Below are 23,490 nucleotides of genomic sequence, written 5' to 3'. Positions count from 1 at the left end.
GTTATAAAAATTATGATTCAAGCGTTGTGGTATCGCACGCTAAGTCTGCGTGCATGGCACAATTTAATCGTCCTTTCGCCGACGAGTTTTGCCTAAACCCAGCAGGCCAAGCAAGCTTAGTCCAAGGAGCGAAAGACCAGTAGCCGGTCGTTCATTCGTTTGTGGTAGCTTGGTAGTAATCGATTTAGCATTGGCCCCCTTCTGGTTAGCTTGAGTCAGTGCCTTTGTTGCTTGAAGACCGGTTTCGGTCGCAATTTTCCTCGTTGCAGTGGCCTGCTCTGTTGCCGATTGCAATGGCGTTGCGTTGGTTGGCGTCTTGGCTGTTGATTGAACTGGCGTAGCGCTAGCATTGATCGGTGTTGCTGGTTGAGTTGGTACATTAGTCGTTTGCGCTGACGCGGGTGTTTCAGGTGTTACCGCCGTTGCGGGTGTCTCAGTTGTTGTAATCACTGGCGTGTTGGTTGATTCGCCATCAGTGCCTCCCGGTGTTACCGTTGGTTGATAAGTAATCGGTGTATCGACATATGGATCCGTTACGATCGGTGGCAAATACCCTTTCGTCAAATCACCCGAATCAACAGGTTGCAATGGCTGTCCGTCTGGTCCAACTGGTTGATAATCTGGGACGTTAGGAATGACCGTCGTGATCGTTTTACCCGCATCAGTTGGATCATTTGGATACGTGATGGTTGGGACGTTCGGCAGGTTCGTGGTGTAGCCGCCCAGCGCTTTGTAGGTTACCGTTTTGGTGACGTCACTTGAGGTTGGCGTTAATCCAGTAACTGCTGGCACGGTTGCTTCACTAGCTAGATAACTAGTGATAACTGGTGATGGCTTGGCGGTAAAGCTCGTTTTACCGTCTTTAGCGACCCAATCGGTGTAGGTTATCTGGCCGTTAGTCAAGTCGACCGTTCCAGTTCTGGTGAACGTTACCGTATCAGTGACGGTTGGCGCGGCTGGTTGGCCATCTTTATCGTAGACGTAGTTAACGGTTTCAGTTACTACTTGCTCTAACCCGGTCTTGTCGGACCCAGCTGGCCACTTTGGTCCATCAGGATTGTTGGTAATGATTGGCTCGCCTGGGCGACCTGGTTGAGCCGGTGTGATGGTTTGGGTTTGGTGCTTGAGATGGATGGTGAATTGTTGCGGTGTGGCGTCATCGGTATCAAATACAATGATGTTATCAGTTGGCAAATCAGTGCCAACAATGGTGTACCCTAGTCTGGTTAAACCGCCTTGGATGGCAGTTCGAATTTGACTATAGTCATGCGTGCCGTTTGAGACGCTATTGATCGTATCTTGATGAACTTGTGCGCCATTGGCATCGTCATCGACGTAGGTGACGGTTGCGGTTTGTTGATCAGGGTTGTAGGTAACGGTCAACTTAAGATCGCCGGTGGTTGGCGTTACCGAATAGTCAGCTGTATTGGCCAAATCAGGTGTGTAACCAGTAATCTTTGGACTCGATTGTGAGTTGAACGTTGTGGCAGTCGTTGCCTGCCAACCGGCGTCACTTGTTAAGGTCACACTGGTTGGATCCGTTTGGTAAGCCACAAGCTGATCAGGCGCCAAGTAACCTAATAATTGGCCGGTGATTCGATCAACGATGGCTGCTCGTTGGAAAGTTACCGTTTGGGTCATGCCATCTGCCGCTTTACCACCAGATGCATAGACGTAGTTAGTGGTTTGAGTGACTGTTCGATTGAGATCAAGTGCTTGTGCGCCCTTTGGCCATTTGAGATCAGTTGATGGCATCGTTGTGCCTGGCGTCTTGTTGATCCGGCGTTACAGTAACCGTTTGGTGTTTCAAATGCACGAGGTAGGTTTGCGGTGTTGTGGCATCGTCATCAAAGGTGATGACGTTTCCGGCTGGCAAGGTCGTACCGACAATCGTGTAACCTAACTTAGTTAAATCACTTTCAACAGCGGTTCGAGCCTGACTGTAATTATTAGTACCGGCCGTTACGCCATTGATCGTATCCACGTGAACTTCGGCGCATTGGCATCGTCATCGATGTAACTGACTGTCACAAGCTGTTGATCAGGCGTGTAAGTTACCGTTAACTTAGCAGAACCCGTTGATGGTAATGCTGTGTAAGCGGTGGTTGCTGCTAAATCAGCAGTGTAACTTGCTTTGGTGGCTACCGGACTCGTGAGCGCTGCAAAGTTGGCATCGCCACTGCTGATTTTCCAACCGTCATCAATACTTGGCGTATCAGTTGGTTTAACAGCTGTCGTTTGCGTTTCTGAGTCGTTATTTTCGTAACTGATATAGTTATCAGCAACTGCAACTGGTAAGTAACCGATAAAGTCACCGCTGACAGCATCAACGATTGCAGCGCGTTGATACGTGACTGACCGAGTCACGGATGGTGCAACTTGAGTACCATCATCATAGACGTAGTTGATGACTTGGGTGATGGTCCGGCTGAGGTCACCGATTTCGGTTGGCCATTTCGTCGTTGTATTTGGCATATCGCTACCAGGAGCTGCTGGTTGATCTGGTGTTACTGCGATAGCTGCGTGTTTCAGGTAAACAGCGGTTGATTGTGGTGTATCAGTTCCGGTATAGGTGATCATGCGGTCTGAATCGGAAAGTGCGTTTCCCGTCATTTTATCGAAAACATACCCCATCGCTTCATATTTGGCTAAAGTAGCCTGGTACGTTGTATCGTAGTTTTCAACCTTGCCAACGTAACCATCTAAGTTGGCCTTTTCCAAAACTCGATTAGCGTCACTTTCATCGTAATAAGCAATTGCAACCGATTTTGGAATCTGGGCGTAGATGACTTTGACTTCAGAATTAGTATCGGTTGCCGCAACGTTTAATGCTGTTACCGTAGTTTGATTTGGAATGTATCCGGTTTTAACATCTGCAGTTGGTGAATCGACTTTTGCGAATGTTTGAGTAGCAGACCAGCCATCCGTTTTCGATAAAGCAACACTCGTTGGATCTGCTTTGTAAGCAGCCAAGCTGCTATCCGGCAAGTAGCCTAAAACCGTTCCTGTTGCATTATCAACAATGGCATCTCGCGTGAAGGTCGCTGTTTGAACGACCGGCGCACTTACTTGACTTTGATCATCACCGTAGACGTAATTGATGGTCCGGGTAACGTCCTTTTTCAGGTCAGTTGCCGTTACGCCCGCTGGCCATTGGGTTGTGGTGTTAGGAATCAGATTCCCGGGAGTTCCTGGGGTTGTTGGCGTCACGATGGTCGTGGTATGCGTCAAATGAACATCATACACGGGACTTTGCGTCAAATCATCGTCAAAGGTCAAGCTAGTCCCGTTAGTTGCGTCACTGACTAATTTGTAACCGGCTTTGACGTAATTGTTGATTGTTGGCGTGGTGACATAAGCAGTCGTTCCATCAAGTACCGGTGTCAAACTTGCGCCAGTCAGGACTTTGCTTGCGAGTGTCGTTTGGGTTATGTCATCGATATAGTTGACCGTTACCGTTTGCGTTGCGGTGTCGACGACTGGAATCAAAATGGTATCGCCATCGAAATCATAGGTGGCAACTTGGCCGATCACTGCGGTTCCGTTTTGGCCGCCGAGGTACTGTAATCAGCATCACTGTTGACGATGTTGCCGATTTTATAGGCTGCGGTGCTGTTTGTTGAGGTGATGGCTAGGCCAGTCGTGGGGTTGATTAGCCGGTAACCGGTTGGCAGATCGGTATTTTTGATAGTTGGGACTTTCAGCGTATCTTGGTTAATGTTCAAAGTTTGTGTCAGGGTCGAAGCAGGTATCGTGGTGCCATCAGGTAATTGATAAGCATACTTGACCGTTGCTTTACCACTGATGGTCATGCTAGCAGCGGAAGCTTGTTTCAACGCGATTGGGGTCAAACCATCAGCGTACGTGCCACTATCGAAATAAGCGGTTTTACCAATATCAGTTAATTGCTTGGCATCTTGAACGTTGAACACAACCCGACCTAAGTTAGTATTAGCTGCCAAACTATCAGTTTGAATCAGAATAGATTTAATTGCTGACCAGTCCGTGACATCCTCAGCGCTGACGTAGCCGGTTGAATCTGGGTTCGTCAAGGTACCAGATTGTTGGTCCTGGGCCAGAGTACTGTAGCTAACGGTGACACCGGTTGGCACGCTGGCAGCACCCTTTGTGAGTTGAACGTTATATTGAGACTTTAGCGCATCACCAATTGTTGGCAGATTGATTAGTTCGGATACATTAGTCAGTCCGTTGGCGGTTAAGTTTTGAACGTTGACTGCAAATTGGTTGTCAGCTAGTGGTTGGTAGATGGAAGTCGTTCCAGCTCGGGAATAGCCCGTGTCATTGGAGCCCTGAACCATGGTAACACCGTAGACGCCACTCATGTTTTTGATGGTGTAGGTGGCCCTTTGGATAGGAACGAAAACGGCAGTTGGATCACCAGTCATTACACCATCAGTATCAACGCCATTTGAAATATCTTGAACTTGATCCTTGACCGTATAATACATTTTAAGGGTACCGGTGCCAGCCACCGCATCCGGATCGGCTTGAATATCAAAGTCATACAAAATCCGTTGTAAAATACTATCCGAGTTTCCCAAATTAAAGACACCCGTGACACCCATCGTTTGTGAATCTCTATAGGGATTGCCAGTGCCGCTCCCTCGATAATATGGTTCGCTAGATTGGCGAGCGGCTTGAGTGAGATCGATTTTATAGCCGTTTAATCCAGTTGTAGTTGTATACTTTGTAAGTTTTACGCCAGGTAAACCATTAATAAGAGTAGCTTCATTTGTTATTAAATGCGTTTGAGCTGGTGCCACTAAATAAATGATTGGTTGGTTCAGATATAAGTCAACTGGTTGTATTGAGGTACTTGTGGTGCCATCACTGAGTTTTCGATTAGCAGAAACTTGAGGGGTAGCGCCGGCATAACTTACGGTTTTAGCGGTTAAATTTTCGCCAGCAGAAGTCGATGACTGATCTTTGGCAGAAATGCTGCTAGTTGTAACGTAAGTTGAATCAATCACATTTACCGTTTGAGTACCTGTAGCATCAATCGGCTGACCAGAGGTGTCTGTTCCAGCAATGATGACTGGAAATTGATAATCGCCCTTTTGAACGCTTGAATCAACGGTGACGGTTAAGGATGTGACTGGTAATGTATAAGTATCGTAATTGCGATCAAAATATCGTGCTGTTGCAGAGCCACTATCGGAATCATATCTACCAGATTGCATGACTGTTGAAGTAGTCGCTGGCACATCAAACTGATAGTTCAGACTCTGTACCGTTTTACCAGCAGTAATTGTAATTGCGTTGGTACCACTTATTAGCATCCCGTTCAACTTAGTACCATCTGAATAGGTAAGCTCATACGGAATGTTTTGTTGTCCGGTTACTGTCAATAAAGAAGCTGGAACGTTTACCGAAACACTTTGAGTTGTAAATCCCTTCGGAATTGAAAGTGAACTAGTTGCGTTTTGCATCGCCGGACCATGATAATTACTAATCCCGAGTGCGAGATTTAAAGTATCTTTGTCCGAACCAGCTCGCTGGACAGAGATGTATTCGGTGTTGGGAGTCGAATCAGGTGCAGCATAATCGTATTTTCCAACAGGTGTGCTACTTGAATCATTGCCACTTTTGTAATTGAAAACGTTGAGGTTAGTAGAGGTTGAACTGTATGTTTCACCACTGTTTGTAACAACGGTGAAGACGTTACCTGCAGAAGCAGTTACTGAAGTATCAGCTACATATTTAGTAAAACTCCCACTGACGGAAATGAATGAATCGTTTGTTACTGGATTTGAGGTATTGGTTAAATCGTATTCAACTAAAATATCACTCGAAGATGGTGCTTGGACAACGTTAAGGCTCTTACTTGCATTTAATGCCGCAGTTGCTGTTTCATCTAATTTAAAGCCATCGGGCATTGCAACCCGGAATTCAGCGGTTTTAGCATCGAGTTTATTTAAACCAGCTGAAGTAGCTACGATAGATTGATTAACGTCACTTAGTCCGAATGGAGGTAGTACAAATGTAACAGGTGAATCACTGTATACTGTTAGCGGGTTGTAGTTACCGCTTTCGAGTAATCGCAACGGTGCAACGTTGTAATTTACCGAGTAAGTATAGTCTGCCGCCTTTACGCCGTTGATATTGACCACGATTTTCTTATCAACTGTTACGGTACTTTTAGTAGTCGCAGTTGGTGAATACTGAGTATAAGTATTATTAAGTTTCAGATTAAATGGCTGTGCATAGGTACCATCCTGAGTGATGTCATTGGTAATGGATGGCACAGTGCCAATACCTGAGTGGACACTCGTAGTAACACCCATGGTTGCTTTGGCAACGTTTGAAACAGACATGTATGATCTGTAGGCACCATCAAACAAGGGACTGTCAGTGTCAGCACCGTCCACATATACCTCAACCTTATCGCCAGCAGCCGCAGTGAATTTCAATGTAAACTCGGTGCCACTCGTTGTTACCACATTACTCCCAGTATCGGTTGTCGGCGCAATGCTGGCGGATTCTGTTACGCCCGATTTAACCGTTGGTGTTTTATAGACTTGCTGGTTATCGGGTTGCGTTTCGACATTTACGGATGCGGCATCATTGGCATCAATTGAAGTTTTGGTCGAATCCACTGCCGAGTTTAGCACAGTGGTATCAGCAGTATCAGAATTTGGCTGCTGTGAAGTAGCTGATGTAGCCGTCGCTTCTGGCTGATTACCACTGTTTCCATTATCAACAGTGTTAGCGTTCCATCTGAAATCGAGTTTGCCGTAGTTATACGACTAGCATTCGCGTCAGTTTCATCGCTTGTGACTGGTGGTTGAGCTGCTGCATTAGTATCCGCAGTTGAAGTTGCATTCAAAGTGACCGTTTTGCCCTGTATATCGCTACTTGTACCTGCATCGGCCACACTCGTTGTTGGGTCTGATGTCTCGGTCGTAGCTGCTTGCGCCTGTTGACTTCCTCCAAATAGTAATCCAGCACCGACTGTGAGTGCTGTAATGCCGGCAAAAACCCAATGCTTACCTACTTTATATGCTTTATAGTGCACGACCGTGTTATCACGCACAAGCTGTTGGTGATTATTTTTCCCCATCATAAAAATACGTTCCCCCTAACGTTTGATCCGTTCCTATTCAATTCCCATCGTTGGTCGACGGGCCCAACTAGCGATTTATCAACTGTTACTCAGTCAGGAATCGACTGCTAATCTAACTGAAGGTCCCCAACCTTAGTTGATGCAATCCTAGTTGAAACTATAAGTTATCAAGAGGCTCCTAGGCTCCGTTAACTTATAGCTTTATCTGACCTCATAATAACAGGTACGGGTCTTTTTGGCTACGGTTATTGGCAAAAAAAATTCAGATGATCAAACAATCGAACCCCTGCAATAGCGAACGTTAAAACGATTTCACAAATTACCGGTAACAACAAATAACAGCCGTTCATAAACGAAAAATTAATTTCCGTTATTAACGACTGTTATTTGTTAATGATGATTTATTTAATTGATATTTTGCACAACCTGCCGTGATCGATACCGCTCAAACCCATACCGCACCGTCTGCCAGCAACTCCATGCCAGCAACATCGCCCCCACAACATCCGTAGGATAATGGGCCTGCAAGTAAACTCGAGAAAGTGCAACGAGTGCCAACCAGCCGATGGCAATCACGAGTTCTAAGACGCGATTCCGCACCGTTTGCGGATGCCAGTAGTGACAAATGATCAACACCAACATCGTCGCGCCGACCACGTGACCGCTAGGAAAACTAAAGCCCTGGGTCAGCGTTAAACTGGCTAATGGTCGCGGACGTTGAATCACGTGTTTTAGACACCAAGCGATGACTTGAACACCGAGGACGCTACTGAGCACCAGTGCGGCGTGGGTCAAATCCTCCCGGCTGATAAACAGTAAGGCAATCAGCATCCCGAGTACCAACGTTAAAATCGGACTTCCGCTAAGTGTCACCCCATTAAAAATAAACGTTCGGCTTGCCGTTGCCCATTGATGAACCCAGTGGCTGGTTTGTTGGTCAAATTGCTGGAGCGGTAACCAGAATTTAACGCTTAGACTCAGGAGAATCATTGCCAGCCAATCGACGACCAGCCAAGGTAGTTGAGGTGTTGTATCTGAAGTTGTTTTTAGTCTCATGCCGCTCACCGCTTTTCCTTAACGAGGTAAATTGGCCGGTGCTTAGATTCGAGGTAGATTTTACTAATGTATTTGCCAATAATCCCTAGGCTAAATAGTTGAATCCCACCAACCAACAGGATAATCGAAACGATTGACGGCCAGCCCATTGTCGGGTTGCCGTACAATAACTTCCGACTAACCACGATGATGAGACCGATAATGGCAAAGACACAGGAGACGATGCCCGCCCAAGAGGCGAGGTTCAATGGCACTTCCGAGTAGTCCATGATGCCAGCCAGTGAGTAATTAACGAGCTGCTTCATTGACCAGTGAGTTTCCCCCGCCACTCGCGGTTGGTTCGCGAACTCCAAGGTTTCCGTTTTGAAGCCGACCCAACCGAAGATGCCCTTTGAAAACCGGTTATATTCCGGTAATTCGCGAATCGCATCAACGACTGAGCGCCGCATTAAGCGATAATCACGCAGACCGTTTTGCATTTTGACCTGTGAAATGTGGTTGATCACGTTGTAGAACTGGTTGGATAACCACGAGCGCACGGCGGGTTCGCCCTTCCGGTTGGCGCGCCTGGTGGCAATGACGTCGTTATCAGTGGTGTTAAGTAGGCGAATCATCTTCGGCAGTAATTCTGGTGGGTCTTGTAAATCAACGTCCATGACGGCAATGTAGTCGCCACTGACCTGATCTAGGCCAGCTTTTAACGCGGATTCTTTACCAAAGTTGCGAGAAAAATCGACGTAGTGCACTTCTTTTGGATTTTCAGCGTTTAGAATTTTAAGTTGGTCCAAGGATTGATCAGTGGAGCCATCGTTAATGAACCAGTACTCCCACCGGTAAAGTTCGGCTTCGTTTTCGCTAAATTTGGTTAAAATCCCTTCAACGGTTTTATAGAATAATGGAATGGCGGCTTGCTCGTTGTAGCAAGGCACGACGATTGAAATTGTTTTCATGGCGACTGTGCTCCTTTGCGTTAATGAATACCCGTAGTATAGGCGCAGTTGGTCGATAGAAAAACTGGTTCAAAAAAAGAAGTTTCTGAGAGATTCTCAGGTTGGCGGATGTTGCGCATTAAGTTGGTTGCTGAGTAGATTATTTCAGTAAAGGCTTATGCTAACAGAAAAACAATTTAATTGATCATGTTAACTATGCTAAAATTAAACCAAATAACTGTTTGAGGTGACCCATGTTTAGCAAATGGAAAGTAGCCATCACTCGAAAATTTGAAGCAAACGGCATCAAGCCACGCGGCATCGAACTTTATGCGGCGATATTTACGTTGGCCATTTATTTTTGTATCTGCAATTTTATGTTGGTTTATCCGTGGCATAATATTATGGTGGATACAGGTATCCTAGCTTATTTGGTTTATTTAAAAATGTTTTTGGATAGTTTATAGCAGCAGTTCAAAGGGGGCCTTCAAGAAAATCAACTGATTTTCCTTGAAGGCCCCCTTTGAAATTTTTATTTGTGGTGATTTTGACGATAACTCACATAAATACTGTACACACCCAGCAGCGTCACCAAATGAACCATAGTGATCATTGGCCAGCGACTACCAGGAAAGTATGGACTAATGAACAGCGCAAAATTCAACGCAATTAAATAAATAATAACGAGACCTTTCGGAGTGACGTCACTGTTGAAATGTTGATAATTGCGTTTTTGATATAGTTGAACATTGAAGACCTCGCGTCAAATTAATTTCTAAGTACCTTAATGCGTTTGACAAAGCTAAAAAAACACGGACATGCATCTATTTTTTCAGTTGCTTATTGTGGTAGATACCATAAATACCCAGCAGCATCGCAAAGTGGATCCCAGCCACTAGCGGCCAACGGCTCCCAGGATAGTATGGGCTAATAAATAGCGCAAGGTTCAACGAAATCAAATAAACCATGAGCAAGCCTTTCGGGTTCACGTCGGTGTTGAAATGGTTGATCATTGCGTTTTTGATGTAATTAAATATTGTTAACATTGAAAACCTCACTGTCAGATTTTTTTAGATGTTATCGGGTGTTGGATGGAACTGAAAAAAAGTGGGCAAGCACTCATACTAGGTCTATTTCTTCAATTGCTTATTGTGATAAACACCATACAAACCAAATAATGCAACCAAATGAACGCCAATCACCATCGGCCAACGGCTACCAAGAAAATATTGACTAATAAATAGCGCAATATTCAAATCAACCAAATAAACCACGAGTAAGCCTTTCAGGTTCACTTCACTTTCCAAGTGGTTGATAATCGCCTGCTTTAAAAAATTAAACATGAGGAACCTCGCTATCGAATAAATTTTGGTGCGCAGCCACTAAATGGGCGTACGGGAGATGACCATAGTTTCAAGCGTACCAGAAAGCCGATTTTTTCAAAGCGACTGATTGTTTGCTATTTCTCGAATTTCAACTATGCCAATATCAGAACACCAAAAAAGGCTACCCGATTTTGGATAACCTTTTTTGGTGTTCTGATCAATTATCCAAGGTGAAACGCCCGTCGTTTCGCATCAGCGTTCTTAGCCCTATTTTCCTAGTCCAATCGTTCCCCCAACGCCTCAAGTTGCACCGTTAAATGGTCAGCTTGATCACGTAACGATTCAATATCGTCCAAAATTTCCTCAACGGTTTCCCCAGCGGCACTGTAGCCCTTGTACATCGCCGTCATGTAATCCACGTTTTCCAACCGTTCAATTCGATCATTGACCTGACCTAACTGTGAAATGAGTTGTTCCAGCTTAAATTCGTTATCCATGAACGGTTTCCCCCTTAAGCTAAGGCCTCTGGTGCTGCTGGCTGTGGTCCCTTGCCCTCGTAAGCAAGCACCCAGTTGTCGTAGTTCCACTCTTCAGTTGACCGGCGACTGAGGAAGTAATCCCAGTAGGATTCACGTTCCATCTCGATCACCTGACCACCAGCACCGACTGATACCCAGTTATAACTGCCATTTGGGTGGGCAAATTTGACCCATTGAATTGGAATCGTGACGAGTTGGTCGTTGTCATCGAGGTAGGCCCGGGTCAGTAAATCGGTTCGCATATAGCTGAGTTCGCTAGCGTACTGGTCATCAAGCGCCGTCATAGTCGCTAACGCAATCTTGGCGGCCTGGCGTTTCGATGGTAATTTGCCAGAATCATCGGCTAGCGAAAAGTTGTTAAAGCTGAGCAAGCGATGGTCTTCGCCCCAAACCAAAACGGCGTGTTCGTGATTCGGTTGTACGTCTGTGTCACGCTGATAACGCTCCACCAAAACGGGTTCGTCATTTCTAGTTCGCGTGTCACTGGCCACTTTTTTGAATTCATCTGGTAGAATCAAGTTAGGTTGGGTAATGCCATTGATACTGAGTGCTTTTAACATGGTAATCATCCTCCGTTATGCCAAATACCTACTCAACGATGTTTTGATTAATTTGTTGCAAAATCGTGACTAACTGATCTTGTTGCTGCGTGGTTACGCCGTTAAACATAGCAGCATTTGCGTCCGCTAAGATCTGGTTGAGTTGCGGGACTAGTTGTTGCCCCGTAGCTGTTAAATTGATCAACCAGCCCCGACCGTCATTTGGATCACGTTGTTTCTCAATCAATCCCCGGTTGATGAGTTGGTCCAAACGACGAGTTACGTTACTTGGGCTGAGCTGAATCTGTTTAAATAACTGTTCTTGCGTCAAAGTTTTCGCCCGCGCAATTTTAAGGATAAAGTAGTAGTTACTGGCGGTTAAATTTAATGGTGCCAGCACGTTATCCAAATAAGCAATCGTCAATCGCGACGTACTGTTTAATGTTGCACTGATTCGGTCAATCGAATCCTTATCCGTTAACACTCGCTATCACCTCCTTTCAAGTCGTTTAATATATCGCATGGCAATCAGCAATAACAGCAACGCCAGCGCGTAAGTGAGACTTTGCGCTGCCAGCAACGGTCCCTTGGGTACGTTGATTGCATTGACGATGGGTCTGCCAGCAGTCAGCGATAACTTACCGTAAAAATTAAGACTGACCAACACCGTACCAAGTACCAGCCCAAATTCACGAACCAGTGACGTGACCGCCCCAACCATTCCCCGTTGTTCCGCAGATGCACTTCCCATAATGAAGGTGTTGTTGGCAGTTGAAAATAGCGCCGTCCCAATGGCGGACAGTCCGGACCACCCTAAGACGGCCCAAGGTTCATGGGCACCATTCAGTGTCAAAAGTCCGATGCCTGCAATGATCAAAATGCCCATGCCAACCGTCATCACGTGAATGCGCGAAAAACGATCGGTCAACACCCCTGCCAACGGATTAGCAAAAACGGCAATAATTGGGGCGCCCATTAGAATACCACCGACAATTTGACTGGGCAATCCCACCACGAGTTGCAGGTAGATTGGTGCCAACAGGGTGAAAAAATAAGCCGCAATGAAGCTGAAGAAAGCCGCCAGCGTTGGTAATCGAAGATTTGGCTGTTTGAGCAATGTCACATCCAGTAATGGTAGCGTGACGCGTTGCTCGTGCCGCCAAAAATAGCCGAGAGCAAGTAGAAAAATACCGAATAAACCGCTCGCAAGCCAAGGATGGGTCATCATCACGCTAGACATAGTGTAAAAGGCCGTGGCCATTACCAACAGTACCAGCATCCCTTCCCAGTCAAAGCGTCCGGTTACGGGCCGCGGTGGCTGTTGCTCAAACAACCACCAGGCGACGCTAACGCAAAGGATTCCCACTGGTAAGTTACACCAAAAAATGTACGGCCAGCCCCAGTAGTGAAGCAATAAGCCCCCCAGTCCTGGTCCAGCTAACGCGCCCATCGAAATAAATACGCTCTCGACCCCAAACGCTCGACCCAGTTCATTTGGCGGAAACATGTCCGTGACGATGGCGTAACTATTGGCCATGACCATACTGGCGCCCACGGCCTGAATGCCCCGGGCTAGCAGGATGATGCTGAGCGACCGTGCACTACCCGAAAACCACGATCCTAATAGGAAAACAATCATGCCGAATTGAAAGAGTCGAATGCGCCCAAACCGATTACCCAATTGACCAAACGGTAATAATAAAGCGCTGATGACGATCAAATAAACCCCAATAATCAAGTTGGCCTGCGCAGTGCCGACATGAAAAGCCTGCGCCAACACTGGAATCGCGATTGTGACGATACTACCGTCCACGATGATCATGAAGAAAAACAGCCCTAAGATAACCAGACATAGCCAACGACGAACCTTTCCCATCCCGTGCTCCTCCTTTCAAGTTCGACGATAGTATAGCATCTTTTATTTGCTTGCGCAAACAAAAAGAATAATTAATTAATGTCACTTTGTCTTCTGGCATGCTTCATCGATAGTTGCTGTCGCTTGTGTCCAGCGTAAGTGTGCGGAGCGAGACGGGTTGAGAGCGGTGTGTAGGGGCACTTCGGTGAAAGCGCCCGGGCCTGGCGGTTTTATCGAAGTGCCCCTACATACAGCTCTCAGTCTCGCGCAGCACCATTCGGCGCGGTGGCCAGAAAGTGCGTGATTGACAAGTTCCTACAACTTCAGGAACCCTAGAAATGACAGTTTAAGTGGCGCCGAATTTTGTAGCCTGAGAGCGCCGGTTTTCGTGCGGCTTTGGCGAGCGAAGCGATGACAAACAGCCTTCACCCAAAATCCGCCCAACACTTACGCTGGACACAAGCAACAGCAAAAAAAGCCCTGAAGAATTTTTCTCCAAGGCTTTCTTATTTGCTGTTTAATTACCAACCGCACCACTCGGTGAGGCTGAATCAGCCATCCCCTGTTTCGGATTAGCAAACGTCAACGTAAACACCGTTCCAGTGGGTTCAACCGGTGCCAAACTCAACCCAATTCGGTTCAAGGTGGCTAACCGTTTCGCAATTGATAGGCCTAACCCAGTACCGTCGATTCGTTGATCTCGAGCATCGTTGCCTCGGTAGAACCGGTCGAAAACGTGCTCACGTTCATCGGCGGGAATGCCGGTCCCCTGATCCTTGATTGAAATCGTAATGTTGGCGGCGGTTGTCGCCAGCTGAACCTGAATCAGGCTATCCTTTGGTGAGTATTTACCCGCGTTATCGATCAATGCTCGGAGAATCTGTTGAACATTGTCCGCGTTGGTGTAAGCGATGGCCGCTTGGTCGCCGGTGACCGAAATGGTTTGCGGAAGCACCGCCCGTTCCTCTTCGACTGTTTCGAACACGATATCGGATAAGTTAATGTAGCTTAACTCTGGTTGCGCACGGTCTGCGCGGGACAATACCAGCAACTGGTTGACCAGCTGCTGCATCCGCGTCGCTTCATCGGTAATGAAATCGACCGAATGCGCCACGATTTCTGGATGGTCGGCGCCCCGCCGCTGAATCAACTTACTGTGCCCCAAGATGACGGCAATTGGGGTGCGCAACTCATGCGCGGCATTATCAACAAAGGCTTTTTCCTGCTGATTCTTGGCGTTAATAGTTGCCAACAGTTTGTTGAAACTGGTGGCGAGTTGTTGCGCCTCTACCGGGGTTGCTGGCGTTGGTAATGGTTCTGCATAATCGTTATTGGTTTCGCTTTGCGCTTGCGCGACTTGGCTTAGGTGAGCCAGCGGTCTGGTCAACTTTTGGGCAATGAGGGTGATTAAATACCCCCCAATGGTGATACCAATTAAGAGGAGCACCGCCACGGTCACGATGACAGAGAGTAGGATGGTCGTTACGGAATTTAAACTCAGCCAAATTTCAGACTTAATGCCTAAGCGAGTTCCGGATCGGTAATAGACGAATCCGACATCATGGACGTAACTGACAGCTGAAAAAATGGGCATTTCAATGCGCTTATGCGTCAGAAATTTTTGGGTGCCCTTTGAGTAATAGGTACCAGGCACTTCGCCAATTTTAGCATTATGAACTCGGACGTAGGTATTTTTAGTGTTGATCGTGCTGCTCTTACGCCACTCATTCCAATCCGGCCGGTCGTCAATGATCGAGCGTTTCAGACTGCTGAGAAGTTGTACGGATTCTTGTTGCCGTTCGCGCACGAGTTGAACTCCAACGACCCCCACGACTGCAATCCCAATCATCAGGGTCACTAGGGTGAAGAGGACGAAAAAGTTTCGTTGAATCGCCTTGGCAGTTGTGACGGGTTGTGTTGTTTTAGTCACCACATCGCCCCCTAGCTTTGATAATTAGCACTCAACACGTAACCAACGCCGCGAACAGTGTGGATGAGTTTAGCGCCAAAATCGCGATCAATTTTATTTCGGAGGTAGCGAATGTAAACGTCCACCACATTGGGCTGACCTTCAAAGTCGATCCCCCAAACGGTGTTGAGCAAGTCATCGCGGCTCATCGTTTCACCAGAGTGTTGAATCAGCGTCAGTAATAGTTCGTACTCTCGCTGGGTGAGCTGAATGATTTGGTTATTACGGGTAACTTGACGCAGTTTGGTGTTTAAAATCAGGTCATCGATTTGGTAACTACTCTCCTGTGATGGGCGAGTTTCCGTTTTCTTGTGTCGCAAGATCACCCGTAATCGGGCTAAGAGTTCTTCGATTTCAAAGGGTTTCGTGATGTAGTCGTCTGCGCCGGTGTCTAGGCCAGCGACTTTATCGCCAACGTAATCGCGAGCGGTCATCATGACTACGGGCATATCGCTGGTTTTGCGAATTCGGCGCAAAACTTCTAGTCCGTCTAGTTTCGGTAACATCCAATCGAGTAAAATCACGTCTAACTGGCCGCGTAAGTTTTCAAACGTGCTAAGGGCGGTCTTACCGTCATTTGCAACGTATACGGTATAATCTTCAAATTGTAGTTCAGTCCGTAGGTAGTCAACGAGCCCCTCCTCGTCTTCTACCAATAATAGTGTGGTTGACATGCTAGGTTCACCTCATTGTTTTTGATCTCGTTAGCTAACAGCCAACATTAGTTTAGCATAGTCGTTCTCATTAATCTTAGTTGACTAGTTAGCATTTGTCCTGTGAAATTCTCATTTTTAATTCAAGCAAAAAATTTTGTAAAAATTTAAGCTAAAATTAGCCACCTTTTCACGGAAGTACGCTATCCTATAGGAGCATTAACTCGGGGAAACCGCTTTTTCTGTGAATTTCTTATTTTTGCTTCAGATTAGCCCACTTTTTAAAGAATTGGAGGTTGTCTAGAATAAGGGTAAATTCACGTTGCTGACCACGAATCAGCAGAAAAGGAAGGAACCCGCTATGCTAACGACTTTATTTGCGTCTATTTTAAATGCGAACCACTTATTGCCAATTCTCATCAGTCAGTACGGCAGTCTTGTCTATCTCGGTCTGTTTGCGATTATCTTTATTGAGACTGGGGTGGTCATCTGCCCCTTCTTACCGGGCGACTCACTGCTGTTCTTAAGCGGCTCTATCGCCGCAATGAGTGCGCACAGTTTGAATCCGGTGATTTTAATCGGCTTGTTGGCGATTGCGGCCATTTTGGGTGATGGGCTCAACTTTGAAATTGGGAAGCACTTTGGTCACCAGTTGACGAAGCCTAAGTGGCAACGGTGGGTAAAACCACAGTATTTAAAGGACGCCAGCACGTTTTTTGAAAAACACGGTAGTTGGGCGATTTTTCTCGGTCGGTTCATGCCATTGATTCGGACGTTGATTCCGTTCACGGCCGGAATCAGTCGGATGCCATACCGCCGCTTTGCATGGTTCAATGTGTTAGGTGGTATCAGCTGGGTCAGCGTCGCTGTTTTGGCGGGTTACTTCTTCGGCAACATTCCAGTCGTTAAGACCCACTTTGAATTGATCATGATCGCCATCGTGGTGATTTCCCTCTTACCAGCTGCCATCATGGCGTTAAAGCAACGTGCTCAAAATCGAAGAAAAGGAATTGAGTCAAATGTTAACGAAATCAAATAACCACGGTTGGCTGATTGCCGGCACCGTGGCGCTGCTCATCTTTTTGGGTCTCGCAGTCGGGGTAGCGCTGCACGCTAGTTGGTTGACCGCTATTGATCAGCCGATTCAACAAGCGGTTCGACCGCTGGCCTCACCGCAGCGCACGCACTTTTTTGCAACATTAGCGGCGTTTGGTACGCCAGTCGCAAACTTACTGGTGAGTTTACTCATCATGGGCTACTTTGCCTGGCACCGTGACTGGTTCACCACCGGTTGGCTAGTCATTGTTCAAGCCGGAATCGGCGTATGGACCTATCTTGGCAAATACCTGTTGCACCGCGCCCGGCCTATCGGTAAGTTAGTCGCACAGGGTGGGTTTAGTTTTCCCAGCGGTCACACCACCGGGACGGCAACCCTAGTGCTGATCTTGCTATTTGTGGTGATTCCCCTATTTAAAAACTGGGAAGTGCAATTGCTGTTATCACTGATTTCAGTGATTTGGCTTGGTATGATGGGCTTTGATCGCATCTACCTTTTCGTGCACTACCCAACGGATGTGTTAGCCGGACTCTGTCTCGCAATCACTTGGTGGGCAGTTGCACGTTGGGGCTACCTACGTTGGGCGCCACAGTCAACACTAGTCGCGCAACAAGCAACACAACAACCAGCATCGCTGGAGTAGTTTAATTGGGGGGAATTCTTATGGCACGTCGTCGAACGGTGTCTAACTGGCTGGGGTTGCTGTTAGCACTTGCACTGATGATCGGCATTTTTTCAAACATTGTCTATCCACAAAACTTTAAGGCAACGGTATTAGTGTTACTGGGCTGTCTGGTCGTTTGGGCCGGCCACCGTTGGTACATTCAGCGGGTCAACCAGCTGTCGACGCAATTGGTCAATCGACTGATTGTGATTGCGTTTGTGGTGATGGTTTTAGTTCAATTGTTTGTGTTGAACTTCTTACCCGCCTCGGTCTTTCATGATCCGTTCCGGGTTATTTATCAAGCTGAGCAACTCAGTGTGGGTCACTATGATTGGGGTAGTTCGCTGTACTTTTGGCGCTTTCCCAATAACGTTCCGTTAACGGTTTTGTTGGCGGGATGGCTTAAACTGGCTAGTTTAGTTCAGCTTGGCACAACTACCGCGATTCACGTTTTATCACTGATTTTACTGGATAGCTTAATTGCTATGTCGCTCTGGACGGTGCGCTACTTGACGAAGCATCAAGCAGCCGTAGTTACACTGGCGGTTTTCTTCTTAGTAAGCCCGTTTGCGTACACCTACTACTTACAAGTCTTTTATTCAGATGTGCCAACGTTACTGTGTTTGAGCATTGCGTTCAACATCCTACTGCGGTGGCCCCACTACTCAACTCGGCAACGGTGGCTATTCGGCATCGCCTTGCTCATCGACATTGTTTTGGGTGGCGTGATCAAGCCAAATCTAATCGTCATGGCGGTCGCGGTTGTACTAGCCGTTATCGTGCTGGCAATTCGGAGCCGTAAGATTCTCAAACGTTACTGGGTACCGTTTGCAGTGATTATGCTGGCATTTGCCTTGATGATGCCAACTGCTGCTGGCCTAAAACGCGCAGGCACTTTACCGCTCACCCAACCGAACAGTTTCCAACGATGCACTGGATCTGGATGGGTTACAACCCAAACTATTCTGGCAAATACAACTTTAGTGATGTTCAAAAACTCAGCCAACTGCCGAACATCCAGCAACGACAAACGTATCTTAAACACGCCCTCCCTGCTCGGCTCAAACAGCTGGGTGCTTGGGGCATTGTGAAGCGTTGGGGATTGAAGGCGGCTATCTTGCTGAACGTGACACGGCTTCAATCAGCTTATACGGGCGGTTTAGTATCTTCGCCCGCCTGGTATCAACACGTTGAGGCGCCACTGAGTATTATTGGCTCGACAATCATGAGAATTGGGTTCATCATGTTGGATCTGTTGGCCATTATCAAATGTCTTCGGTATTGGCGCCAACCTAAGCGGCATGATGATCCGGTCATGACCCTCGCCATTTTAACTGCGTTAGGTTACATTGCCTTTCACACCTTGCTTTGGGAAAGTGAACCACGGTATGGTCAAGCAATTGCACCACTGCTTCTATTGATCAGTACGATGCGGCTCCCTGATGTGACACCGATTCGAGAGGCTTGGTCGCTCAGGCGACGGATGATTGTGACTGGGGTACTCGGCCTTGGCTTGGCGGGGATGTACGTTACCGAAAGCGTGCCGCTACCACGACCAAACAAAGTGATGGTAGCGAGTCAAATGAGTCAATTGTCGTTACAGTTCGACGCGAAACGAACGCCGATTGCGGCCCACGAAACGGTTTCACAACGAGTTAGACTTAACGTGGCGGCTCGTAAAATGGCCGTTTCAGTAGCGCCACATGCCCAATTTGATGGCATCTTAGTGAACGAAAAGACGCATCAACGTTATCACTTGCTGCGAACTCAACGCGCACTCGTATATCACCACACCATTCCAGTTGGCCACTACCAAATTCGCGTGACCAACCAACTTAATCGAACTCAGGGCCTCCTGCTATCAAAGACGATTGCCTACCGACTGGCCCCTGAGCCACTGGTTTACCAACATCGAAGTCGCCCGTTTGAGTCATTTGTGTATGAATTTTCACGCTGATGCGCCCCACCCATACCACGGGAGGTGATAAGGACGACCAATGGTAACGGGCGGTTGAAGCTAACGCAAAAATAAAGGTTCATTGAATGCCTGACTTGACATTCAATGAACCTTTATTTTTGTGTGCAGTAACTGATTGCTTAGTGTGCTGTTACGCTGTTCTTTTCCCGTGTCGTTGTCCAAATGATCAATCCGAATTCGATGATCAACAAGATAGCAAACAGGCCAAATGCGTTCCAAGAACCAGCGGCAGTTAACGTTGCTTGACTACCGGCATGGGCCTGACTCGTTGCGACGATGGCAGCGGAGATGCTGGTTCCCAAAGCGGCCATGAATTGTTGAGCCGTGTTATAAATGGCATTGCCATCGCTATTTTGACTTGCAGTTAAATGTTGTAAGCCATTGGTCATTAGATTACCGTAGTGCAGTCCCATTCCCAACATAAAGAACAGATACAGGCCAATGATCATCACATCATTGAGGTGGTGACCCCACAACCAAAACCCTAGCATGCCAATCACAGTCAGGCCTGAGCCTAATCGAAGTGGCAAGTTGGCGCCAAGGCGGTCGTAAAGTTGACCACTGATTGGTGCCAAGACGGCGCCAAGTGCGGCCCCTGGTAGGACCAACAAACCAGCCATTAAGGTGCTTTGCCCGTTCACGAGTTGGATATAGTTTGGCAGCAAGAATGACAGCGCCAGTGCGGCCATTTGAATCAGGCAGAAGCAGATGAGGTTCCGTCTAAAATCAACATTACTGAATAACTTTAAATCTAAGATGGGTTGCTCAAGTTGACGGCTTCGCGCGACAAATAAACCGAGGCTGATAATGCCGATTAGTAGTGCCCCGCCGACAGATATGCTTAAAAAGGCTTGGCTACCAAGGTTGCTGATCCCGAAAATCAATCCAGCAAACGTAACGATGATGAAGATAACGCTAAGCTGATCGATGGTTGCGGCACTGGTGGGCACTTTTTGTTGAATGCAAAAGATGCCTAAAATCAACGCAATAATCAAAAGCGGCATTAAAAACGCAAAGATGTAACGCCAGCCTAAGGTTGCCACAACGATCCCCCCAAAGGTTGGGCCGATGGCGGGTGCAACACCAGTGATCAAGGTGCCGACCCCCATCATCGTCCCCCGCTTGGCGAGTGGTACCTGTTCAAGAATGATGTTGAACATGAGTGGCAGCGCGATCCCGGTACCAAGGCCCTGTACAGCTCGACCGAGAAGCAGTACCCAAAATGCGGGCGCAATGCCATCTAAAATGACCCCGATGATAAACAGGGTGATCGCAGTTAAAAAGAGCTGTTTCATTTTGAAGCGGCGCTTTAAAGTTGCCGAAAGCGGCACCATAACGGCCACAACGAGGAGGTAAATCGTTGTCATCCACTGGACGAGATTGGTGGCAACGTTAAATTCCCGCATTAATGTTGGAAAGGTAATATTCATTGCGGTTTCAATGATGACGCCACAAAACGACATGAGACCGGTGGCAATAATGGCGCCGATGACTTTTGGTGGAATTTTATCAGATTGTTGAGTTGTTGCCATGAGAGGTTCACGTCTCCTTAGAAATCAATTTATGTTAGCAGGCTAACAAATATCTAGTTTAGCAGGATTCTCAGAGAATGCAAGGTTTAATTTGATTTGCGGCTTGAAACCACGGCTTGATAGCTAGATGTCAAAAAACCGCGTTGCCTGCAATGCTGCAAATCAACGCGGTTTATTAATGATGTCAATTGTGTGCTAAATAGGAAGCTTAATGACGAACTTAGTCCCAGTCGGATGGTTATCGCTGACTTCAATTTGACCATGGTGCAAGGTAACGAGTTGCTGCACGATAGCTAGGCCTAAGCCGTTACCCTCAACGGTTGCCCGTACTGTTTTGGCACGGTAGAACCGATCAAAAATGTGCGCTTTTTGGTCGTCATCAATCCCCTGCCCTTGATCAGTCACACTGAGTTGGAGGCTGTGTGGCGTACTGGTTAATCCGACGACGATCGTTGATTGGGTCGGTGAGTACTTCTGGGCGTTGTTTAGCAGGCTAACTAAGATTTGCTCAACGCTGTCAGCATTGACTTCAGCCACGATATCAGGCGCAACGTGAACGAGAACGTCTTGAGAGAGTGAAGCACCGTAGCCATCCACCGTGTTCGTTACGAGCTGACTAACGTTAACGGGGGCCGTCACTAGTGTCAACTGATTGGCTCGAGACAGTTTCAGCAAACTTTGTACCAATCGCTGCATCCGTTCTGATTCCTGATCGATGAACTCAAGGGAACTGGGAATGACTTCTGGATGATCCTTACCGCGTCGTTTAATCAATGACACGTGGCCACGAATCGTTGCGATTGGGGTCTTGAGTTCATGGGAGGCATTTGACACGAACTCTCGATCCGCCCTTGCCTGTTGGTTTAGCGATGCCAGTAGCTGATTGAAGGCTTCACTCAAATCGTGCACTTCTTGCGGCGATTTAGGGACCGGCAGTTGGGTTTGGTACTGGTTGGAGAGGTCGTGGTTAATGGTTTTGGTGGTTTCGGTTAAGTCTGCTAGTGGCCGGTTTAACTGACGCGCCAGTAGGTAGATTAGCCAAATACCTAGTGCGAAGAACGCAAGCACGATGAGCAGAATCAACCGAATCAGGAGCCATAAGAGGTAAATGACGCCGTTCAACTTTAACCAGACGTCGTATTGGACGTGAGCGATGCCATTATCGCGATCCTCATCGGTGGCACTTACGTGATAGTAGAGACCAACCTTAGACGAATAACTGATATTATCACTGAGCCGGTGGGTTTTAGCAGCTTGTTGCTGTGCTAAAAAACGCTTCGTTCGCGGTGACTTCAAGGCATAGGACTTCTTCTTCGTGGGCGTCACTTGAATGCGAACAAAGGTGTTGTGGGTATCGGTCGAATTACCCAAGCGCCACCAAAACCAGTCGTTGCGATTGGCGATAAACGACCGCTTCAGTCCTCTGGCAACGCCAACCGCTTGTTGGCGCTCTAACCGGTACTGTTTATACCCCACCACCGAAACGATCGTGATGCTGAGAATCAACGTGATCCCCAGCAAGAGCAGACCATAGACCTTGGTGATTCGGGCCGCGCTAGTATTGAGTAGTTTACGCTTCATGCTCATCAGCACTCCTTAGCCGATACCCGACGCCCCGAACGGTTTCAATCAACTGCCCATCGAGTTGGGGGTTGATTTTATTTCTTAAATACCGCACGTAAACGTCCACAATGTTGACTTGCCCCTCAAAGCTGGTCCCCCAAGCATCATCCAGTAAGTCATCCCGGGTCAAAACCTCTCCCGGATGTTGCATGAACGTGAGTAGTAAATCGAACTCGCGTTGGGTCAACTGCACTTCGGTTCCCTGATACAGGACTTGACGGGTTTTGATGTCGAGTTCGAGGTCACCGACCCGGTATTTTTTATTCGTGATATTACGCTGATTATTGTGCCTGAGAATCACCCGAACCCGGGCGAGAAGCTCCTCGGTTTCAAAGGGTTTGGTGATGTAGTCATCGGCACCAGCATCTAGGCCGGATACCTTGTCGCCAACATAATCACGGGCGGTCATCATCATGATGGGCACGTCGTAGTGACGGCGGAGTTTGCGAATCACGCCCAACCCATCAATGCCGGGCAACATCCAGTCTAAAATAATGAGTGAGATATCATCCGGGTGCGCCGCAAATTCACTTAAAGCAGTTTCACCATCCGGGACGGCAATCACGTTGTAGTCTTCAAAGCTTAACTCAGACTGCAGGTAAGACCGTAATCCTACTTCATCTTCAACTAACATAACCGTTACTTTCAATTGTCTGATCCCCTTTTTGACATCATTTCTTTTTCTTA

General features: G+C 47.3%; 21 protein-coding genes and 1 pseudogene. 4 read left to right on the top strand and 18 right to left on the bottom strand.

Features of this window, described 5'->3' with window-relative positions; genetic code table 11:
- Positions 1-63 precede the first annotated feature (63 nt).
- The 15 genes from JCM2765_RS01340 to JCM2765_RS01265 all read right to left on the bottom strand — a co-directional run bounded on the left by JCM2765_RS01340 (position 64) and on the right by JCM2765_RS01265 (position 15,970).
- A complete protein-coding gene (locus JCM2765_RS01340; protein WP_054732872.1) occupies positions 64-1,755 on the bottom strand; it encodes a mucin-binding protein in 1,692 nt (563 codons plus the stop codon).
- Positions 1,742-1,984 (bottom strand): mucin-binding protein, encoded by a 243-nt coding sequence (locus tag JCM2765_RS01335; RefSeq protein ID WP_054732868.1) that lies wholly within the window; start codon positions 1,982-1,984, stop codon positions 1,742-1,744. Before JCM2765_RS01335 ends, JCM2765_RS01340 begins: the two co-directional genes overlap by 14 nt.
- On the bottom strand, positions 1,963-3,534 hold the full coding sequence (locus JCM2765_RS01330; RefSeq protein ID WP_054732860.1) for a mucin-binding protein: 1,572 nt from the start codon (positions 3,532-3,534) through the stop codon (positions 1,963-1,965). Before JCM2765_RS01330 ends, JCM2765_RS01335 begins: the two co-directional genes overlap by 22 nt.
- Complete coding sequence (locus JCM2765_RS01325) at positions 3,531-6,617, bottom strand: hypothetical protein (RefSeq protein WP_156301632.1); 3,087 nt, start codon at positions 6,615-6,617, stop codon at positions 3,531-3,533. Before JCM2765_RS01325 ends, JCM2765_RS01330 begins: the two co-directional genes overlap by 4 nt.
- Positions 6,618-6,625: 8 nt before the next feature.
- Positions 6,626-7,084 carry a KxYKxGKxW signal peptide domain-containing protein gene (locus JCM2765_RS01320; RefSeq protein ID WP_054732855.1) on the bottom strand — a complete coding sequence of 153 codons (459 nt, stop codon included), beginning with the start codon at positions 7,082-7,084 and terminating at the stop codon, positions 6,626-6,628.
- A gap of 405 nt (positions 7,085-7,489) precedes the next feature.
- The gene (locus tag JCM2765_RS01315) at positions 7,490-8,140 is read right to left on the bottom strand and encodes a phosphatase PAP2 family protein (RefSeq protein ID WP_054732851.1); all 651 of its coding nucleotides are present in this window, start codon (positions 8,138-8,140) and stop codon (positions 7,490-7,492) included.
- Positions 8,141-8,145: 5 nt separating this feature from the next.
- A complete protein-coding gene (locus tag JCM2765_RS01310; protein ID WP_054732848.1) occupies positions 8,146-9,090 on the bottom strand; it encodes a glycosyltransferase family 2 protein in 945 nt (314 codons plus the stop codon).
- Positions 9,091-9,893: 803 nt separating this feature from the next.
- Positions 9,894-10,115 carry a hypothetical protein gene (locus JCM2765_RS01300; RefSeq protein ID WP_054732843.1) on the bottom strand — a complete coding sequence of 74 codons (222 nt, stop codon included), beginning with the start codon at positions 10,113-10,115 and terminating at the stop codon, positions 9,894-9,896.
- 84 nt (positions 10,116-10,199) lie between these two features.
- The gene (locus JCM2765_RS01295; RefSeq protein WP_054732839.1) at positions 10,200-10,412 is read right to left on the bottom strand and encodes a hypothetical protein; all 213 of its coding nucleotides are present in this window, start codon (positions 10,410-10,412) and stop codon (positions 10,200-10,202) included.
- Positions 10,413-10,669: 257 nt separating this feature from the next.
- Positions 10,670-10,891, bottom strand: a complete 222-nt coding sequence (locus tag JCM2765_RS01290) for a hypothetical protein (RefSeq protein ID WP_054732835.1) — start codon at positions 10,889-10,891, stop codon at positions 10,670-10,672.
- A 14-nt stretch (positions 10,892-10,905) separates the two neighbouring features.
- Positions 10,906-11,493 (bottom strand): hypothetical protein, encoded by a 588-nt coding sequence (locus JCM2765_RS01285; protein ID WP_054732833.1) that lies wholly within the window; start codon positions 11,491-11,493, stop codon positions 10,906-10,908.
- Positions 11,494-11,521: 28 nt separating this feature from the next.
- Positions 11,522-11,956: a MarR family winged helix-turn-helix transcriptional regulator gene (locus JCM2765_RS01280; RefSeq protein WP_054732831.1), complete on the bottom strand. Its 435-nt coding sequence runs from the start codon at positions 11,954-11,956 to the stop codon at positions 11,522-11,524.
- Positions 11,957-11,962: 6 nt separating this feature from the next.
- Positions 11,963-13,348 carry an MFS transporter gene (locus JCM2765_RS01275; RefSeq protein ID WP_054732829.1) on the bottom strand — a complete coding sequence of 462 codons (1,386 nt, stop codon included), beginning with the start codon at positions 13,346-13,348 and terminating at the stop codon, positions 11,963-11,965.
- Positions 13,349-13,844: 496 nt separating this feature from the next.
- The gene (locus JCM2765_RS01270; protein WP_225351910.1) at positions 13,845-15,257 is read right to left on the bottom strand and encodes a sensor histidine kinase; all 1,413 of its coding nucleotides are present in this window, start codon (positions 15,255-15,257) and stop codon (positions 13,845-13,847) included.
- Positions 15,258-15,268: 11 nt separating this feature from the next.
- Complete coding sequence (locus tag JCM2765_RS01265) at positions 15,269-15,970, bottom strand: response regulator transcription factor (protein WP_054732824.1); 702 nt, start codon at positions 15,968-15,970, stop codon at positions 15,269-15,271.
- A 340-nt stretch (positions 15,971-16,310) separates the two neighbouring features.
- Here JCM2765_RS01265 and JCM2765_RS01260 point away from each other — a divergent pair, with 340 nt between their 5' ends.
- The 4 genes and pseudogenes from JCM2765_RS01260 to JCM2765_RS17380 all read left to right on the top strand — a co-directional run bounded on the left by JCM2765_RS01260 (position 16,311) and on the right by JCM2765_RS17380 (position 19,627).
- The gene (locus tag JCM2765_RS01260) at positions 16,311-16,988 is read left to right on the top strand and encodes a VTT domain-containing protein (protein ID WP_082404939.1); all 678 of its coding nucleotides are present in this window, start codon (positions 16,311-16,313) and stop codon (positions 16,986-16,988) included.
- On the top strand, positions 16,969-17,649 hold the full coding sequence (locus JCM2765_RS01255) for a phosphatase PAP2 family protein (protein WP_054732821.1): 681 nt from the start codon (positions 16,969-16,971) through the stop codon (positions 17,647-17,649). The genes JCM2765_RS01260 and JCM2765_RS01255 overlap by 20 nt, the downstream gene beginning before the upstream one ends.
- Positions 17,650-18,598: 949 nt before the next feature.
- Positions 18,599-18,700: pseudogene (locus JCM2765_RS19350) on the top strand (hypothetical protein); the annotation flags it as partial.
- 57 nt (positions 18,701-18,757) lie between these two features.
- Entirely contained in the window at positions 18,758-19,627 is an 870-nt protein-coding gene (locus JCM2765_RS17380) for a hypothetical protein (protein WP_162231381.1), read from the top strand.
- Positions 19,628-19,767: 140 nt separating this feature from the next.
- Here JCM2765_RS17380 and JCM2765_RS01240 read toward each other — a convergent pair whose 3' ends face one another.
- The 3 genes from JCM2765_RS01240 to JCM2765_RS01230 all read right to left on the bottom strand — a co-directional run bounded on the left by JCM2765_RS01240 (position 19,768) and on the right by JCM2765_RS01230 (position 23,452).
- Positions 19,768-21,180 carry a DHA2 family efflux MFS transporter permease subunit gene (locus tag JCM2765_RS01240; protein ID WP_054732813.1) on the bottom strand — a complete coding sequence of 471 codons (1,413 nt, stop codon included), beginning with the start codon at positions 21,178-21,180 and terminating at the stop codon, positions 19,768-19,770.
- 195 nt (positions 21,181-21,375) lie between these two features.
- Positions 21,376-22,761, bottom strand: coding sequence for a HAMP domain-containing sensor histidine kinase (locus JCM2765_RS01235; protein WP_054732810.1), 1,386 nt, complete (start codon positions 22,759-22,761; stop codon positions 21,376-21,378).
- The gene (locus tag JCM2765_RS01230; RefSeq protein WP_156301631.1) at positions 22,751-23,452 is read right to left on the bottom strand and encodes a response regulator transcription factor; all 702 of its coding nucleotides are present in this window, start codon (positions 23,450-23,452) and stop codon (positions 22,751-22,753) included. Before JCM2765_RS01230 ends, JCM2765_RS01235 begins: the two co-directional genes overlap by 11 nt.
- Positions 23,453-23,490 lie beyond the last annotated feature (38 nt).

Source organism: Secundilactobacillus similis DSM 23365 = JCM 2765 (genome assembly GCF_001311075.1).
GTDB classification, from domain to species: domain Bacteria; phylum Bacillota; class Bacilli; order Lactobacillales; family Lactobacillaceae; genus Secundilactobacillus; species Secundilactobacillus similis.
Note: the sequence above shows the minus strand (reverse complement) of the source record. Positions and strands in the feature narration are given on the sequence as shown.

What these genes read in the sequence shown, in the direction of transcription:
- JCM2765_RS01260 (WP_082404939.1), top strand. Translation starts at nt 16,311, where the DNA reads ATGCTAACGACTTTATTTGCGTCTATTTTAAATGCGAACCACTTATTG.
- JCM2765_RS01265 (WP_054732824.1), bottom strand. Translation starts at nt 15,970, where the DNA reads ATGTCAACCACACTATTATTGGTAGAAGACGAGGAGGGGCTCGTTGAC.
- JCM2765_RS01295 (WP_054732839.1), bottom strand. Translation starts at nt 10,412, where the DNA reads ATGTTTAATTTTTTAAAGCAGGCGATTATCAACCACTTGGAAAGTGAA.
- JCM2765_RS01310 (WP_054732848.1), bottom strand. Translation starts at nt 9,090, where the DNA reads ATGAAAACAATTTCAATCGTCGTGCCTTGCTACAACGAGCAAGCCGCC.
- JCM2765_RS01320 (WP_054732855.1), bottom strand. Translation starts at nt 7,084, where the DNA reads ATGATGGGGAAAAATAATCACCAACAGCTTGTGCGTGATAACACGGTC.
- JCM2765_RS01290 (WP_054732835.1), bottom strand. Translation starts at nt 10,891, where the DNA reads ATGGATAACGAATTTAAGCTGGAACAACTCATTTCACAGTTAGGTCAG.
- JCM2765_RS01285 (WP_054732833.1), bottom strand. Translation starts at nt 11,493, where the DNA reads ATGTTAAAAGCACTCAGTATCAATGGCATTACCCAACCTAACTTGATT.
- JCM2765_RS01275 (WP_054732829.1), bottom strand. Translation starts at nt 13,348, where the DNA reads ATGGGAAAGGTTCGTCGTTGGCTATGTCTGGTTATCTTAGGGCTGTTT.
- JCM2765_RS01300 (WP_054732843.1), bottom strand. Translation starts at nt 10,115, where the DNA reads ATGTTAACAATATTTAATTACATCAAAAACGCAATGATCAACCATTTC.
- JCM2765_RS01240 (WP_054732813.1), bottom strand. Translation starts at nt 21,180, where the DNA reads ATGGCAACAACTCAACAATCTGATAAAATTCCACCAAAAGTCATCGGC.
- JCM2765_RS01340 (WP_054732872.1), bottom strand. Translation starts at nt 1,755, where the DNA reads ATGCCATCAACTGATCTCAAATGGCCAAAGGGCGCACAAGCACTTGAT.
- JCM2765_RS01315 (WP_054732851.1), bottom strand. Translation starts at nt 8,140, where the DNA reads ATGAGACTAAAAACAACTTCAGATACAACACCTCAACTACCTTGGCTG.
- JCM2765_RS01255 (WP_054732821.1), top strand. Translation starts at nt 16,969, where the DNA reads ATGTTAACGAAATCAAATAACCACGGTTGGCTGATTGCCGGCACCGTG.
- JCM2765_RS01235 (WP_054732810.1), bottom strand. Translation starts at nt 22,761, where the DNA reads ATGAAGCGTAAACTACTCAATACTAGCGCGGCCCGAATCACCAAGGTC.